At 57.1% G+C, this 16,431-nt stretch carries 17 protein-coding genes; 12 read left to right on the top strand and 5 right to left on the bottom strand.

Annotated features, from left to right (window positions below):
• Positions 1-177: 177 nt before the first annotated feature.
• The 3 genes from GOV91_RS21785 to GOV91_RS21795 are packed head-to-tail and all read left to right on the top strand — an operon-like array spanning position 178 to position 1,860.
• Positions 178-975: an FAD-binding domain-containing protein gene (locus GOV91_RS21785; RefSeq protein WP_171237028.1), complete on the top strand. Its 798-nt coding sequence runs from the start codon at positions 178-180 to the stop codon at positions 973-975.
• A complete protein-coding gene (locus GOV91_RS22975) occupies positions 882-1,166 on the top strand; it encodes an NAD(P)-binding protein (protein WP_371732355.1) in 285 nt (94 codons plus the stop codon). The genes GOV91_RS21785 and GOV91_RS22975 overlap by 94 nt, the downstream gene beginning before the upstream one ends.
• A gap of 43 nt (positions 1,167-1,209) precedes the next feature.
• Positions 1,210-1,860: an NAD(P)/FAD-dependent oxidoreductase gene (locus GOV91_RS21795; RefSeq protein ID WP_371732356.1), complete on the top strand. Its 651-nt coding sequence runs from the start codon at positions 1,210-1,212 to the stop codon at positions 1,858-1,860.
• A 313-nt stretch (positions 1,861-2,173) separates the two neighbouring features.
• Here GOV91_RS21795 and GOV91_RS21800 read toward each other — a convergent pair whose 3' ends face one another.
• Genes GOV91_RS21800 through GOV91_RS21815 form a run of 4 tightly spaced genes read right to left on the bottom strand, consistent with a single transcriptional unit; the run spans position 2,174 to position 7,290 of the window.
• Positions 2,174-3,118: an ABC transporter substrate-binding protein gene (locus GOV91_RS21800; RefSeq protein WP_171237031.1), complete on the bottom strand. Its 945-nt coding sequence runs from the start codon at positions 3,116-3,118 to the stop codon at positions 2,174-2,176.
• Positions 3,119-3,165: 47 nt separating this feature from the next.
• Positions 3,166-4,173 carry an ABC transporter permease gene (locus GOV91_RS21805; protein ID WP_171237032.1) on the bottom strand — a complete coding sequence of 336 codons (1,008 nt, stop codon included), beginning with the start codon at positions 4,171-4,173 and terminating at the stop codon, positions 3,166-3,168.
• Positions 4,170-5,696 carry a sugar ABC transporter ATP-binding protein gene (locus GOV91_RS21810; protein ID WP_171237033.1) on the bottom strand — a complete coding sequence of 509 codons (1,527 nt, stop codon included), beginning with the start codon at positions 5,694-5,696 and terminating at the stop codon, positions 4,170-4,172. Before GOV91_RS21810 ends, GOV91_RS21805 begins: the two co-directional genes overlap by 4 nt.
• 40 nt (positions 5,697-5,736) lie before the next feature.
• Positions 5,737-7,290 (bottom strand): UxaA family hydrolase, encoded by a 1,554-nt coding sequence (locus GOV91_RS21815; protein WP_171237044.1) that lies wholly within the window; start codon positions 7,288-7,290, stop codon positions 5,737-5,739.
• An 84-nt stretch (positions 7,291-7,374) separates the two neighbouring features.
• Here GOV91_RS21815 and GOV91_RS21820 point away from each other — a divergent pair, with 84 nt between their 5' ends.
• The 9 genes from GOV91_RS21820 (at position 7,375) to GOV91_RS21860 (ending at position 15,320) form a co-directional block, all read left to right on the top strand.
• Complete coding sequence (locus tag GOV91_RS21820; RefSeq protein WP_171237034.1) at positions 7,375-8,112, top strand: GntR family transcriptional regulator; 738 nt, start codon at positions 7,375-7,377, stop codon at positions 8,110-8,112.
• Entirely contained in the window at positions 8,109-9,161 is a 1,053-nt protein-coding gene (locus GOV91_RS21825; protein ID WP_171237035.1) for an aldo/keto reductase, read from the top strand. The genes GOV91_RS21820 and GOV91_RS21825 overlap by 4 nt, the downstream gene beginning before the upstream one ends.
• Positions 9,151-9,579, top strand: a complete 429-nt coding sequence (locus GOV91_RS21830; RefSeq protein ID WP_171237036.1) for an RbsD/FucU family protein — start codon at positions 9,151-9,153, stop codon at positions 9,577-9,579. Before GOV91_RS21825 ends, GOV91_RS21830 begins: the two co-directional genes overlap by 11 nt.
• Complete coding sequence (locus GOV91_RS21835; RefSeq protein ID WP_171237037.1) at positions 9,576-10,406, top strand: amidohydrolase; 831 nt, start codon at positions 9,576-9,578, stop codon at positions 10,404-10,406. The genes GOV91_RS21830 and GOV91_RS21835 overlap by 4 nt, the downstream gene beginning before the upstream one ends.
• A gap of 1 nt (position 10,407) precedes the next feature.
• Positions 10,408-11,520: a fumarylacetoacetate hydrolase family protein gene (locus GOV91_RS21840; RefSeq protein WP_171237038.1), complete on the top strand. Its 1,113-nt coding sequence runs from the start codon at positions 10,408-10,410 to the stop codon at positions 11,518-11,520.
• A gap of 12 nt (positions 11,521-11,532) precedes the next feature.
• Complete coding sequence (locus tag GOV91_RS21845) at positions 11,533-13,035, top strand: aldehyde dehydrogenase (NADP(+)) (protein WP_171237039.1); 1,503 nt, start codon at positions 11,533-11,535, stop codon at positions 13,033-13,035.
• Positions 13,036-13,043: 8 nt separating this feature from the next.
• Entirely contained in the window at positions 13,044-13,799 is a 756-nt protein-coding gene (locus GOV91_RS21850) for an SDR family oxidoreductase (RefSeq protein WP_171237040.1), read from the top strand.
• Between the two features lie 18 nt (positions 13,800-13,817).
• On the top strand, positions 13,818-14,660 hold the full coding sequence (locus tag GOV91_RS21855; RefSeq protein WP_171237041.1) for a fumarylacetoacetate hydrolase family protein: 843 nt from the start codon (positions 13,818-13,820) through the stop codon (positions 14,658-14,660).
• Positions 14,661-15,080: 420 nt separating this feature from the next.
• Positions 15,081-15,320 (top strand): hypothetical protein, encoded by a 240-nt coding sequence (locus GOV91_RS21860; protein WP_171237042.1) that lies wholly within the window; start codon positions 15,081-15,083, stop codon positions 15,318-15,320.
• Between the two features lie 60 nt (positions 15,321-15,380).
• Here the strand turns inward: GOV91_RS21860 and GOV91_RS21865 are convergent, their stop codons facing one another.
• Complete coding sequence (locus GOV91_RS21865) at positions 15,381-16,274, bottom strand: NAD(P)-dependent oxidoreductase (RefSeq protein ID WP_171237043.1); 894 nt, start codon at positions 16,272-16,274, stop codon at positions 15,381-15,383.
• Positions 16,275-16,431 lie beyond the last annotated feature (157 nt).

The following is a 16,431-nucleotide window of genomic DNA, read 5'->3' on the forward strand; positions in this document are numbered from 1 at the left end:
TGAGTCCGGTGGGAAACTCGCTGTTCCTATGCCGAGTTTCGTCGTCACCGCAATAAAACCAGTGTAGGGAAGCGGGTCGGCTTCGGGCTCGATGCAGTCGTTCGCTGCTCTTTGAACGAACGACCGCTTTCGGGATTTCTGCCAGTCCAAACAGTGTCCTTGTGGTGACTAACGCATTTGATTGACGGTTACCTTGATAACCATGCCCGTATGTGGTTCGCCTCGATTTGGATCTTCACTCTTGAACTGCCGTGGCGGTTGGGCGCGGACTTCTTTTTCCGAAATCTCCTTGACGGCGATCCTGCTTCAAACACACTGGGATGGCGGTGGGCGGCTGGCCTTCACACGCGCGGAAAGCCCTATCATGCACAAGCCTGGAATATCGCGAGGTTCACCAATAACCGGTTTGATCCGCGCCCAGCGGAGCTTGCAGCAGTCGTCGAAGGTCTTGAAAGCGAAGAACCAGAAGGCCTGCCAAGCGTCACACCACTCCGTACTGTGCAGGTCCCCGATCTAGACCGTCCCACGGCTTTACTGATCACTGAAGAAGACTGCCGCCCTGAAGATTTTGACCTCCCCTCTATGAACTTCGTCGGATATGCGACACTTTCCGCGAGCCACCTGCGCTCGCCTCTGCCAGTGTCACCATTAGTCAAGGAATTTGAGCACGGCGCGTTAAGGGACACCGCATCGCGGATCGCTGTGGACGCCACAGAGTTGCGAGCGGGCGTACCTACTGATCTATCACGCTGGGCTTCGCGCCCAGGCGCAACACAGATAGCGACCCCGTATATCCCCACCGGTCCGCTACGGGATTGGATGCTCGAAGCCAAGCGAGGCCTGGTTGAAGCGGGAATAGATCTGGTCGAGTGGCGCAGAGAATGGGACAGCGCAATCTGGCCCTATGCCACGGCCGGGTTCTTCAAGGTCAAGAAACAGATCCCCGCCATTCTCCACAATACAGGGCTGATGTGACCGAAGTCCTCGTCATAGGGGCAGGAATGTCCGGCATTGCCTGCGCTAGGGCACTGCAAACAGCCGACGTACCCGTCCGTTTGGTCGACAAAAGGGCGTGGCATCGGCGGGCGCGTTGCAACGAGACGCGCCGATGTCGCTGGCGAGAGCATTACGTTCGATCACGGTGCGCAATTTCTCGATCAAAGTGAGAATGCCGAGAGGATAGAAAAACTCGGGCGAGGCGCCGTGGATGTGTGGCAGCTAGGAGAGCGGACGAGTCGCGTCGTTGGTGTGTCTGGCATGGCGGCGTTACCAAAGGCCTTGGCTCATGGTCTCGACCTCACATTGAACACACGCGTAACGACAGTGGTGGAGCGCGATACCTTTTGGGAGATTGATACAGACGCGGGCAGAATGACGGCCTCACATGTGGTCGTCACGGTCCCGGCGCCTCAACTTGCACCCATCTTGGGTGAGACATACGCGATCGTTCAGCAGGCCACCAGTGCCGTCATGCGTCCTTGCTTGACCTTGATGGCGGCCTTCGACCGCGAGACGCCTGGACCTTTTGTGACACGGCGTGATGCAAACGCAGTGCTAACTTGGATCGCGCAAAACAATACGAAACCAGGTCGGTCCACCGCGTATCAAACATGGGTGGCTCAGGCGCATCCGGATTGGAGTCAGACGCACATTGATGCTGATCGGTCGGAGGTCAAAACGCGAATGGTGGATCTGCTCTGTTCTGCAATCGCCGTCGCTCCTTCCAAACTTCGCCATGCGGGCTTGCAAGGGTGGCGCTACGGACTGGTGGAGACACACCTAGGTCAGCCGTTTCTATCAGACGGAACGCTTTGGGCAGGCGGCGACTGGTGTTGTGGTCCCAAAGTCCAAGATGCTTAGCGATCGGGCACAGACATTGCCGCCAATGTCCTGCAGACCTTGGAATCGTCCGCGACGATGAGCTCAGAAGTTGCCAACCAAAGCGGATAATTCTTTTTAAAGAAACCCAAGGGCGCGCGCCCGACGTGCCGTATAAATGCTATGCAATCACCCTGCCCCGCTCAAGCAAAGTTCTTCTGACAAGACCTGCAAGCCAGCGTCGCGACCCGAATGCCGCTGCCCCGCATGCCTTGGTATCAATTCTCCTGACAAACTACTGGTGAAGGTGTCCGGCCCGTCCAAAAGGCAGGCCGGACAGTGTGAGTGTTTGTATTTAGTCGTACAGAACGGCCGAGATCTTCGGGTCGTCAATGTTCGAGGCATCGTAGTAGTAGAAGCCTGTATCGATCAGACCTTGAACCTCTTCCCCGTTCAAAGCCGCAACCGCTGCCTTCACCGTTTCATAACCGATGCCCACAGGATTTTGCGTGATCGCGCCTGCCATCAGGCCACTCTTGATTGCGTCTTTCTGGGCTTTGCCACTGTCATAGCCGATGATGACCAGACCTTCGGTGCCCAGCTCTTGAACGCCATTTACAACACCGATGGCCGAGCCTTCGTTAGTGCCAAAGATCCCGCTCAGATCGGGGTTTGCTGTCAAGATCGCCTTGGTCACCTCGGTCGATTTCAGGTGGTCGCCTTGCCCGTACTGAACCGTGACAACTTCGATATCCGGGTACTTCTCGGCCATGCGATTGACGAAGCCGTCACGGCGGTCGATGCCGGTGCGGCTGGTCTGGTCATGCGCAACAACTGCGACTTTGCCCTTGCCGCCGATTTTTTCGGCCATCTTGTCGGCTGCAAGCCCAGCTGCCGCCAGGTTATCCGTTGTCGCGGTTGAAAGCGGAATGTCACTGTCAACGCCGCTGTCGAAAGCGATGATCGGAATGCCCTTTTCATTGGCCTGCTTCAAAAGCGGGATTGCAGCTTGGCTATCCAGAGCGGCAAAACCAATGGCTTTGGGGTTGTTGGCCAAAGCGGCAGCCAGCATATCGATTTGGCGGTCCACCATTGTTTCGTTGTCAGGGCCTTCGAAGGTGATGGTGACACCATACTCGTCAGCCGCCTGTTCCGCACCCGCCTTCACGGCCTGCCAGAACTGATGCTGGAAGCCTTTGGATACCAGCGGGATGTAAATTTCTTCGGCCGCCGCCATCGAGGCGGGTCCTGCCAGGGTGGCTGCACTCAGCGCACCCAGAATGAAACGACGTGAAAACATGATTTCTCCTCCAGTTGGTCGTTTTGGTCTTTGATTTAGTTGCTTGGTCATCCCGATTTCTTGCGCCGCGCCATATCGGCATAGACGGCCAGGATGATGATTGCGCCGGTCACAACGGTCTGCCATTCCTGCGCGACGGACAGCACACGCAATCCGTTGGTCAGCACGGCCATGATCAACGCACCGATCAGTGTGCCGAGGATGGTGCCGCGCCCACCGGACAAGGACGTGCCACCGATCACCACAGCTGCGATCGCCTCCAACTCGTATCCCAATCCCAATGCCGGTTGTGCGGAATTCAGGCGCGAGGCGATCAGGATGCCGGCGATGCCGCAGATCGCGCCGGCCAGAGCGTAAATGCACATCTTCCACATGTCGGTGTTCACGCCGGACAAGCGCACCGCTTCCTCATTTGAGCCAAGCGCGAAGGTGTACCGGCCCAGAACCGTGCGACCCAGAATGTACGAGGCCGCGATGGCAACCAGGAACAGGATCAAGACCCCATTGGGGATGGGCAGCGATGGGAAAACCTCTCCAATCAGCGATCCGCGCGAAATCAGGTCAAAGCCCGGCGTATCGTTGAAGTAGATCGGTCGCGTCCCTGAGATCACCAGCGACAGGCCTTTGAGGATCAACATCATTCCAAGCGTCGCAATGAATGGCGGGATCTTCATCTTGGCAACGAAGGTGCCCGAGCAAAGCCCGCAGAAGGCCCCTGCCGCGATGGCTGCCGCGACGCCCAGTAGCAAGGGCATGCCGAGATATGTCAGTACCACGCCAGCGATCACTGCGCAGAAGGTCATCAGCGTTCCGACTGAAAGGTCGATCCCACCCGTAATTATGACCAGCGTAGCTGCGACGGCCAGAACACCGTTCACCGATGTCGCCTGCAGAATGGCGATCATGTTCGATGTCTGCATGAAGTTAGGTGAGGCAATGGAAAAACCGATCAGCAAAACGATCAAACTGGCAAAGGCCAACAGCTTTTGATACGCGCCGCTATCCGCAAGGCCCGATAGTGGTTTTTTTTTTCCGATGTCGGTTGCTGTGGTCATTGGACTGTCCCTGTTACCTGCATCGCCGCAGCACGTTGCGTGGCGAGATGCATGATGTCTTCTTGAGTGGTGTCTTTGCCGCCGGGCAGAATGCCGGTTAGTCGTCCTTCGCACATCACGGCGATGCGATGGCTGAGGCGCATGATTTCAGGCAGTTCGGATGAGATCACGATGATCGTCTTGCCAAGCATCGCCAGTTCTTCCAGCAACTTGTAAATCTCGGATTTTGCGCCGACGTCGATACCTCGGGTCGGCTCGTCAAAAATCAGAATATCGCAGTCGCGCAGCAGCCATTTGGCGATGACGACCTTCTGCTGGTTGCCGCCCGACAGCAGGCGAACCTCCTGCACATCCGATGGTGTTCGAATGCCCAATTGCTGGATATAGCTTTTCGCGGTGTCGCTGATGTCTCCATCGTGCAAAACGCCGCCTGCGCCGGTGAACAGGTCCATCGAGGCAAGCGCGATGTTGTCACGTACGTTCATACCGGTGGCGAGGCCGAAGTGCTTTCGATCCTCGGACAGGTACCCGATCCCCGCCTTGACGGCATCAGTTGGCGACTTGATCGATACCACCTGACCATGCACCCGGATTTCGCCACTATCCTTGGGGTCGGCCCCGAAAATGGCGCGTGCGACTTCGGTGCGACCTGCACCCATCAGACCCGCAAGTCCCAGAATTTCGCCCTTCTGGACCGAGAAGCTTACGTCCTGAATCTCCTTGTCGCGGCTCAACCCGGTGACCTGCAGAGACATCTCAGCATCACCCAGATCGGGCACGTCCAGCGGTTCTTCCTTGACCTCTCGGCCAACCATCATGGCGATGATCTGGCTGATTGGGGTTTCGGCGGCCCCTACTGTTCCCACATATTCCCCATCGCGCATAACCGTCACGCGATCTGAGATCTGCTTGAGCTCGTCCATCTTGTGGCTGATGTAAACGATACCAACGCCTTCAGCCTTGAGGCGGCGGATGATCACGAATAGCTCGGCAATCTCGGCGTCATTCAGGGCGGCCGTGGGCTCGTCCATGATCAGCACTTTGGACCGAAAGGACAGCGCCTTGGCGATCTCGACCATTTGCTGTTTCGCGATGGTCATACTGCCAACCAACGCCTTGGGATCAAGGCTGAGGTTCATCGAAGCAAAGATTTCAGCGGTCTGCGCATTCAGCGCCGCTTCGTCCAAACGGCCAAAGCTTTTGCGCGGTTCACGCCCGATGAAAATGTTCTGAGCGACAGTCAGGTCGTTCATAAGGCTCAGTTCCTGATGGATGATCCCGATGCCCAGATCCTGCGCTTCACGCGGGGTTGTCGGGCTGACTTCGCGCCCTTCGATCTTCAGCTTTCCACCATCGCTCTGATAGATACCCGACAGGATCTTCATCAACGTGCTTTTCCCGGCCCCATTCTCACCCATCAGTGCGTGAACTTCACCCGGTTCAAGATCGAACTGCACGGATTTCAGCGCGTGCACGCCGGGGAAGAACTTATCAATCCCCGTCATTTCGACCAATTTATTCATTTTCCCTCCCATGTGCCCCTCTCCCTTGGGCCCAACGCGCCTACATCACCGCGCCGATTTGCCAGGGGACGAATTCAACGCCCCCAAAGCCAAGTTCCTCGCTTTTGGTATTTTGCCCCGACGCAACGCGGATGAGCATGTCAAACAGCTCTTCACCCTTTGCCTCGATGCTGATCCCGTCAGTCACGATGTCACCGCAGTTAAGGTCCATATCGTCGGCCATGCGGGCATACATCTCGGAATTTGTGGCCAGCTTGATACAGGGCGTGGGCTGATAGCCTGACACCGAGCCTCGCCCTGTAGTGAACACGATAAGGTTAGAACCCGACGCCACTTGCCCGGTGACGGAACACGGATCGAACCCCGGGCTGTCCATGAAGACGAACCCTTGCTTGTCGACCATCTCACCGAATTTGTAGACGTCGCGCAGGGGGGCTGTACCTCCTTTGGCAACGGCACCAAGCGATTTTTCAAGAATGGTTGTCAGGCCACCGCGCTTGTTGCCGGGGCTGGGATTGTTGTCCATCTCACCGCCATTGCGGGCGGTGTAATCCTCCCACCAGTGAATGCGTTCGATCAGCTTTTCGCCAACCTCGACCGTTTCGGCCCGCCGCGTCAGCAGGTGCTCTGCCCCGTAGATTTCCGAGGTTTCCGACAGGATCGTTGTTCCCCCGTGGCGCACCAGCAGATCCGAGGCATATCCCAACGCGGGGTTTGCGGTGATCCCCGAATATCCATCCGAGCCACCACATTGCATGCCCACCGTTATCGAACTTATCGGAGCGGGGGCGCGTTCAGCCTGATTGGCCAGCTCGGCGATGCCGCGCAGCTCTTCCAGCCCCCGTTCGATGGTACGACGGGTTCCGCCCTCGTTCTGAATGGTCATATAGCGCAGGGCACCGTCAGCGCGGATTGGTCGACCCCCGACAAGGTCTGCCACTTGCATGACCTCACACCCCAGACCAATCAGCAGGATACCCCCAAAGTTCGGATGCTGTGCATACCCGGCCAGCGTTCGGAATAGGGTGGCATAGCCTTCATCCTTGCCAGACATTCCGCAGCCGGTCCCGTGCACAATCGGCACCACACCATCGACGTTGGGGAAGCTATCCAGCAGCCCGGATTTTTCCGCCGCCTCAGCGATGAAACGCGCCACAGACCCCGAGCAATTCACGGTGGTCAGAATCCCGATGTAATTGCGAGTGCCCACTTTGCCGTCGGACCTGTGGTAACCGTCGAACGTCCGCTCTTCGGTCAAGGCAGGCAGCGGAGCGTTGGCGCTTGCGTGCGCATAGTCCTGCTGATGCGCCCCCATGCCGAGGTTGTGCACATGAATATGCTCGCCCGGCGCGATATCGCACTTGGCCTGACCGATAATCTGACCGTAACGAATGATATTTTCCCCGGCTTGAATTGAGACCACGGCGATCTTGTGACCGCGAGAGACCGATGCGGTCAGCGGCACGGGAACCAATACGGGCTGCTCGCCCGCGTTCAGGTCGCGCAATGCAATGACAACATTGTCTCGCGGGTTGAGCTTCACGACATCGCGCGTCGCCCCTTCCAAAACATTTATGCCGCTATGTGCTTGCATCTCTTCCCCGCTTGCTTGGCCCATGTTGCTAATCTCAAATTCACTGCTTGTCAACTAACATGTTAGAATGCTACAATACCAAACATGAGCAAGCAACAAGACATAAACGCTGCACTGCTGCCTGAGATCACGACAATCGAAGGGCCGCTAGCGCAGCGTGTTCACCACTCACTGAAACAGGCGATACTATCGCTGGATTTTCCGCCCGGCGCGAATCTCAGGAAAGCACCCGTATGTGAAAGGCTGGGTGTCTCGCGCGCGCCGGTGGCCGACGCGATTGCGCGTCTGGCGTCAGAAGGGCTGGTGGATGTGGTGCCGCAATCGGGCACCCGCGTGTCCTACTTTTCGATGGATGAGATCCGCGAAGGCGTCTTCCTGCGCGAAGCGTTAGAACTTGCGACCGTTGCAAAGGTTGCCCGCGACCTGACCGACGATCAGCGCAAAAGACTAAGCCGCAATATGCGCCTTCAGGAACTGCTGATCGAGGACGAGGATATTCCGGGCTTTTATCAGGCCGATGAAGAGTTCCACGGCCTGCTGATGGAATTCACTGGCTTTCGCCGCCTCGCGGATGTGGCCCAAACCGTTTCCTTGCAGGTCAGTCGCGCTCGTATGCTGCTGCTGCCCACCCCCGGCCGGATCGCCGAGACTTTGGCAGAGCATCGGGCCATTTTCGAGGCAATCAGCAATCGCGATGAACAGACTGCGCAGGATGCTATGCGCACTCACCTTGGGCAATTGATGCCACGCATCGAACTGCTGGAACAGCAAAAGCCTCATTTGTTCAACCTTACACCACAACTGCACAGTGAGGCAGGATGACAGTTTCTCAGACAGAATTGCTGAACAACCGTACCGCGCGGCCTGTTCCATTGACCCGCATGGGGTTTGGCGGAGCGCCATTGGGTAACCTGTATCGCAAAGTCTCGGATGAGGACGCGCGGGCGGCATTGCAGGCTGCGTATGACGCCGGCATCCGGTTTTTCGATACCGCGCCCCAATATGGGCTTGGTCGGTCAGAGCATCGGTTTGGGCAGGCGATTGGCCGGTTTGGTCGCGAAAACATTCAACTGTCGACCAAAATTGGCCGACTGCTTTTGGATTGCGAACCGCATGAAGTGACACCCGAAGCTTTCGTCGATGTGCCGCAGAAACGGATCGTGTTCGACTACACTTACGAAGGGGTCATGCGATCTTACGAGGCCAGCCGCGACAGGATTGGCGTGGCCAACTCAGACATCCTTCTAGTCCACGACGTCTGTGTCTTCAGTCAAGGCAGTCAGGAAGTGTCTGATGCCAAGGTGCGCGAGCTTTTTGATGGCGGCGGTTACAAGGCTTTGACCGAGTTGCGCGATGCAGGTGAAATCGCTGCAATTGGGGCGGGCGTAAACGAATGGCAGGTTTGCGAAAAACTGCTTGGACTCGGGGATTTCGACGGCTTCCTGCTGGCCGGGCGCTATACACTGCTGGAGCAGGAAGCGCTCGACGGTTTCCTGCCACTTTGTGAGCAGCGCGATGTCGGAATTATTCTTGGAGGGCCGTACAATTCGGGCATTCTCGCGACCGGAGCTGTACCAGGTGCCAAATACAACTACGCCGACGCGCCCGAAGATATACTCGAGCGGGTACGCAAGATCGAAGCCGTTTGCGCGGCGCACGATACTCCGCTGATCGCCGCGGCGCTGCAATTTGTTCTGGGTCATCCATGCGTCAAAACAGTTATCCCCGGAGCCGTCAGCGCATCCGAAGTCCAGTCCAATGTCGCACTGATGGAGCGTGACATTCCTCCGGGTCTGTGGTCGGACCTGCGATCCGAAGGCCTGATCCGACCGGACGCACCTCTGCCAAGCGAGGCTGCAGATGCTACGTAATATCGACCCGATTCTGTCGCCAGAGCTTCTGTATACCCTCAGGGCCATGGGCCACGGGGATGAAATCGTCATCGCAGATGCAAACTTCCCAGGCTCCAGCAGCGGGCCGGACTGCATCCGGGCGGATGGATCTTCGGCCAGTGAAGTGTTGCAAGCGGTTTTATCCGTGATGCCGTTGGACACATTCGTTTCTGATCCGGCGTTGACCATGCAGGTTGTCGGCGACCCCGAGGCGGTTCCAGACGCCGTCGCGGACTTTCAGCGCATCATCGACACAACCGCCAACAACCCGGCCAAGGTTCAGGGCCTGGAACGGTTTGCATTCTACGATCGTGCAGCCACCGCGTTTGCTGTCGTTCAGACGGGCGAACGCAGGCTTTATGGGAACATCGTGCTGAAAAAGGGTGTGATCGGATGAGGATCGATGCGCATCAGCATTTCTGGACTTTGGCGCGTGGCGACTATGGCTGGCTGACGCCTGATCTGGACACGATCTACCGGGATTTCACGCCGGACGATCTTTTGCCCCTGCTCAGGGCTGCCGGGATCGATGGCACAATTCTTGTACAGGCGTCGCCCACCTTGGCTGAGACCGAATACATGCTCTCGCTGGCCGACCAGAATGCGTTCATCAAAGGTGTTGTCGGTTGGGTTGATTTTGAAGCCGATGATGTTGGCGCGCAGATTGCTGCGCTGACCGCCCATCCGGCACTGGTCGGTCTTCGCCCGATGATACAGGACATCGCTGACCCTCTGTGGATGCTCGGCGACACGCTGCCTCCAGCTTTCGAGGCTGTTCAACGGCATGACCTGACATTCGATGCATTGACCTTGCCCCAACACTTGGGCCCGCTCAGGCAACTTCTTCAGCGCTACCCCGATATGCGTGTGGTCATCGACCATGGATCGAAACCGTTGATCAAAGACGCGATCTTGGACGGCTGGTCCGAAGACATGTCGACATTGGCCCGAGATACCAGTGCATGGTGCAAGCTGTCCGGCCTTGTGACTGAGGCTGCCGCCGACTGGACGATCGAAGACCTTCGCCCCTATGTGGATCACCTGCTAAACACCTTCGGCCCATCGCGTCTGATCTGGGGCAGCGATTGGCCGGTTTGCACCTTGGCTGGTGGCTACAAGCGTTGGTGTGAAACCTCGGACAAGCTGCTGAACCAGCTGAGCACCGCAGAACGACACGCGATCATGGGTGGTAACGCCGCCCGCGCCTATAACCTCAGGGATTGAAATGACCATACCTACATTGGAACCAAACGGGCTGTGGCTCGGCCGTGTCGAGCGTGCTGGGGTCGGACCCAGTGTGGTAACCCTGCGCGACGGGCAGGTTGTCGATATTACCTCGAAAACGGCACCTACCGTTCGGGACATTCTGGAACGCGAAGACCCGGCAGACTATGTGCGCAATGCACAAGGTGAAGTTATCGGCCCTTTAGACGCTGGCCACCAATGGCTCGCGCCGTGCGATCTGCAGGCGGTTAAGGCCTGCGGTGTCACATTTGCAGGCTCAATGGTCGAGCGCGTGATCGAAGAACAGGCCGCAGGCGATCCTGCCAAAGCCGATGCGATCCGGGCGCGCATCGGGGATCGGATCGGGGACAGCCTTTCCAACATTGTACCGGGATCGGACGCGGCGGCAGAGGTCAAAGAAGCACTGATCGCTGAAGGTCTCTGGAGCCAGTATCTGGAAGTCGGGATCGGCCCCGACGCCGAGGTGTTTTCAAAGGCGCAGGTCCTTTCGTCAGTCGGGTTCGGCGCGGATATCGGGCTGCACCCCGTATCGAACTGGAACAACCCCGAGCCCGAAGTTGTTCTGGCCGTAACTTCAAAGGGCGAGATCAAGGGCGCAACGCTGGGCAACGATGTGAACCTGCGCGATGTCGAAGGACGTTCGGCCTTGTTGCTGAGCAAAGCAAAGGACAACAATGCCTCCTGCGCGATCGGACCGATGATCCGGCTGTTCGATGATGGGTTCACTCTGGACGATGTGCGTCAGGCTGAGCTGACGCTAACCGTCACCGGACCGGATGGATTTGTTCTAAACGGCAGCTCATCGATGTCCCAGATCAGCCGCGATCCTGCTGATCTTGTGAAGCAGACAATCGGGCGTCACCACCAATATCCTGACGGACTGATGCTGTTTCTCGGCACGCTTTTCGCCCCGACCCAGGACCGGGATACCCCCGGCGGCGGGTTCACGCACAAACTCGGCGACGTCGTCACCATTGCCAATACACAACTTGGGGCACTGACAAACACGGTGCGCCTGTCGACCGAATGCGTCGAATGGACCTTCGGGGCGTCACATCTGATGCGAAACCTTGCCCATCGCAGCCTGCTGTAAGAGAGAACTAATATGTTGACTGGAAAACACCTGATCGCTGGAGAATGGGTCGGCGCAGATGCGACTTTTGCCTCCGAACCCGCGCATGGACCAAGCCATGATTTTTCTGTCGGAACAGCGGCATTGGTCGATACCGCAGTGGAAGCGGCCGAGGCCGCGTTTGCCAATTTCGGGTGGTCCTCGCGCGCCGAGCGCGCCGCTCTTCTACGCAAGATCGCAGATGAAATTGAAGCGCGCGGGGATGCCATCACTGAGATTGGTACTCAGGAAACCGGCTTGCCCGAAGCGCGCCTGCAGGGGGAACGTGGCCGTACGGTCGGCCAGCTGCGCCTCTTCGCCGATCACATCGAAGCGGGTGATTATCTGGACTTGCGCCATGACCCGGCTACGCCGGATCGCGCGCCCCTGCCCCGCCCTGACCTGCGCATGATCCAGCGCCCGCTGGGTCCTGTTGCGGTGTTCGGTGCGTCAAACTTTCCGCTGGCCTTCTCGGTTGCGGGGGGCGACACGGCGGCGGCACTGGCCGCCGGATGCCCCGTTGTTGTCAAAGGTCATTCCGCCCATCCCGGAACAGGTGAGATCGTAGCGCAAGCCATAGACACCGCCATTAAGACGACCGGGGTTCACCCCGGAGTGTTTTCGATGGTTCAGGGCGGCAAACGGGATGTGGGAACGCGTTTGGTGCAGCATCCGCTGATCCGGGCGGTCGGCTTTACCGGCAGCCTGGCGGGCGGGCGCGCCCTGTTTGACCTGTGCGCGCAACGGGACGAACCCATTCCGTTCTTTGGCGAGCTGGGCTCGGTCAATCCAATGTTTATCTTGCCGCAAGCTGCAGCCGCACGCGGGGCTGAGATTGGCGCGGGCTGGTCAGGATCGCTGACGATGGGCGCGGGCCAGCTCTGTACCAATCCTGGCATCGCCGTAATCATTGACGGACCCGATGCAGATGCGTTTCAGACGGCTGCCGAGACCGGCCTATCCGCCGTAGCCGAACAGACAATGCTGACCGATGGAATTGCGGCCGCGTATCGCGACGGCGTTTCGCGCGTCGCCGCGGGAACTGGTGTTTCCAAGATCATGGGCACCAGTTGCGAGACGCGCGATGCCGCGCCTTACCTGTTTGCTGTTTCCGGCGATGACTGGCTGGCCGATCACAAGCTGCAGGAAGAGGTTTTCGGACCATTGGGCATTATCGTGCGCGTGAAAGACACCTCTCAGATGCAACAGATCGCGAAGGCCATCGAAGGGCAACTGACCTGCACACTGCATCTGGAGCCGGGCGACAAACCCGACGCTCAGGCGCTGCTTCCGCTGCTGGAACGAAAGGCAGGGCGGCTGCTGGCCAACAGCTTCCCAACTGGCGTCGAAGTGTGCGACAGCATGGTTCACGGCGGCCCCTACCCCGCCTCAACCAACTTTGGCGCGACCTCCGTGGGCACATTGTCAATCCGCCGTTTCCTGCGGCCGGTTTGTTATCAGGACATCCCAACGGACCTGCTGCCCGAGAAACTGTGATGCACCCAATGACGACATTCGAACCATCAAACCGGCTTGCAGGCAAAACCGCCCTGATCACAGCTGCCGGGCAAGGCATTGGCCGCGCAACCGCCGAATTGTTTGCAACCGAAGGCGCACGTGTGATCGCCAGCGACATAAACGATGCTTCGCTCGCGGAATTGGGCGGAATCGCGGGGATCGAACCGCTCAAGCTGGACGTAACAGACAATGAGGCTGTGACAGCCGCTGCGGCCGGCCTGCCGAATCTGGACGTTCTGTTTAACTGTGCGGGCTTTGTCGCCGGGGGCTCAATCCTTGAATGCAGCGAAAAGGATTGGGATTTCAGTTTTGACCTCAACGTCAAAGCTATGTTCAGGCTGATCCGCCTGACCCTTCCAGGAATGCTGGAAGCAGGCGGTGGGTCGATCATCAACATGTCGTCGGTCGCATCATCCATAAAGGGCGTACCTAACCGATTTGCCTATTGTGCATCAAAGGCAGCGGTAATTGGCCTGACCAAATCCGTGGCCGCCGATTTCGTAACTCAAGGCATCCGATGCAATGCGATTTGCCCCGGCACCGTTGACAGCCCAAGCCTGCATGACAGGCTGCGCGACACGGGAGACTACGAAAAGGCAATGACTGATTTCATTGCCCGTCAGCCGATGGGCCGAATTGGCACCGCGGAAGAGATCGCAGAACTGGCTCTGTATTTAGCCAGTGATGCAAGCAAATACACGTCGGGTCAGCCTTTTGCCATTGATGGCGGCTGGACGATCTGAGCAGGAAGGAACCTTACAATGAAACTGCTACGTTATGGTGCCAAGGGCGCTGAAAAACCCGGTATTTTGGGGTCGGACGGCTCAGTGCGTGACCTTTCCGGCGTTATCGATGACATCTCGGGCGACACACTTGGCGACACAGTTCTTGAGAAATTGCGGGCAACAGATGCGGACAGCCTACCGGTGGTAGATGGAGATCCACGCATTGGTCCTTGCGTTGGCAATGTCGGCAAATTCATCTGCATAGGTCTGAACTATGCCGATCACGCGGCAGAAAGCGGCATGGAACTGCCTGCTGAGCCAGTGATTTTCTTCAAGGCCACCTCGGCCATCATCGGCCCCAACGATACGGTCGAAATCCCGCGCGGCTCCGTCAAAACCGACTGGGAAGTGGAGCTGGGCGTGGTCATCGGCAAGGAAGCCAAATACGTATCTGAGGCCGAAGCCATGGACCACGTCGCTGGGTATTGCGTGGTCAACGACCTGTCAGAACGTGATTTTCAACTCCACCGCTCGGGACAATGGGTCAAAGGAAAGTCCGCAGACACATTCGGTCCAATTGGCCCGTGGCTGGTGACAAAAGACGAAGTGCCCGACCCGCAAAACCTGCCCATGTATCTTGAGGTGAACGGACACCGGTACCAGGATGGGTCGACCAAAACGATGCATTTTGGCGTGGCAACTGTGATCTCACACTTGTCGCAGTTCATGTCGCTGCAACCCGGTGATGTGATTTCAACAGGAACACCCCCTGGAGTCGGCATGGGGCAAAACCCGCAGACCTATCTCAAACCCGGCGACAAGATGGAGCTTGGCATCGAAGCTTTAGGCGTGCAGCGACTGGATGTAATCACTGAGTAGTCGAAATCTCATGCATCGGAGTTTGCCCCATCTGGACTAAGTTAGGACGGCCCAATGGCCGTCCGTTTTGGGCTCAACTTGGTCATCTGACCGTTTTTCTCAGATGACAGCTTATGAGCGGAAAGTAGACACATAAGGGTATGGCAGTGCGGGTTAGGGCCTGCCTCTGCCGTCCAAATACTCTTTATCAGGCTCTTGATATCCAGCTCCTTCTTGGCTGCACACCCTCACAACAATGATTATGAAGAGTGCCATCAGGATTGCTCTGGCACTTGGGGTTTGGAGCAAGTGTTTCATTATTCTTTTTATTATTGCGTGAGTGACTTGGCAAAGAAGTCCCGGGCCTTTTCATTCAGCCCGCCAGTTGAGCTCAACTAACCGGCAGCAAGCCGCATTGGGAAGCGGTTCGGAGGAGGTCACTTGATTGGTTTTTGCTCCAAGCGCCAACAGTTCGTGAGCATCCGTGATTTTAGTTATCCGGATTTCAACGTAACAAACGACAACCACTCTGTAAATTTAACGACGTCAGAGTTAGTAGCGCGGTTTTACGAAGGCTTTGATGTTAAGAAGGAAATGACGCAGGATGAACCTTCCATTCAAACTCCAAGGCAAAAAGACTTCTCAGTTCTGATCCTCAGCATGATTGGTGGGACTACCTGAAATCCTTGTTCCCGCATCTTAAATAGTTCGCATTTAACTGCGTGTGCAATGCGACCAGAATTACGCCTTGGATACGCCGTTTCTCGCAGCTACGAAATCCACAAGGTGAGGAACATAGTCGTTCGGTCCGTCACCCCCAGCGGCGAGCGCCATTGCAAAACTGTTTTTTGCGGCGTTTCCGATTGGATTGGACAGCCCCACTTCATCTGCCATGGCTTCTAGGTAACGCAAGTCTTTTAGAGCATTGGATAGAGTGAATTTGTGAGACTCTCGATTGCCTTCAACGGCGTACCCCATGAAGGTTTGATAAAACCCGCAATCCATCCTGCTGCCACGAATGACCGAGTCGAATTCCTTGGTGGATATTCCGACTTTTTCGGACAGTGCCAACGCTTCCGAATAGAGCGCCGCATATCCCAGTGAAAGAAAGTTATTCAGAAGCTTCATTTTGTGCCCTGCAGCACATGGGCCGATGTGAACGATGGTCTTTGCCCAAGCTGCGATAACAGGCTTCAACCGCTCAAAAACAACAGGATCAGCGCCGACCATGGTCGACAGCTCTCCATTCTGTGCCTGCACGGGTGTCCCGCCCAACGGCGCGTCCGCCATATGGTGACCGGCCTGCGCTAACTTATTCGCGAGTGCCATAGTGGAATTCGGGTCTGACGTGGAGCAGTCTACAATGACGCTACCGGCCTGCATGGACGGCATCATGGCTGCCACGATTGCCTCGACCTGAGGAGAACCGGGCGCACAAACATGGATAACTGATGACACTGCTGCAAGCTTCGCGAGGTTTTCCGCCTCCGTCGCACCCTGGGCGACTAACTCATCGACAGGTCCACGGTTTCGATGAGCAATCACATTAACTGTGAAGCCGGCTTTTAGCAGATTTGAGGCCATACCTTGACCCATCAAGCCAACACCAACAAATCCGATCGTTTCTTTGCTCATCGAGGTCTCCCTTTACCATTCACGGAGAGATAGTGTGGACTAGTACAGAATGAAAATGCAATGACGGCTTAACTTTGCTTCGCGAACCAAGGCGCAGGACGCTGTCTTTGCCCCGTAAAATTGGGCCACTACTTTGGTCGAGAGGGGGGAACAAGGG

It is taken from the genome of Ruegeria sp. HKCCA6837 (assembly GCF_013034475.1).
In the GTDB taxonomy this organism is placed as follows: Bacteria; Pseudomonadota; Alphaproteobacteria; order Rhodobacterales; family Rhodobacteraceae; genus Ruegeria.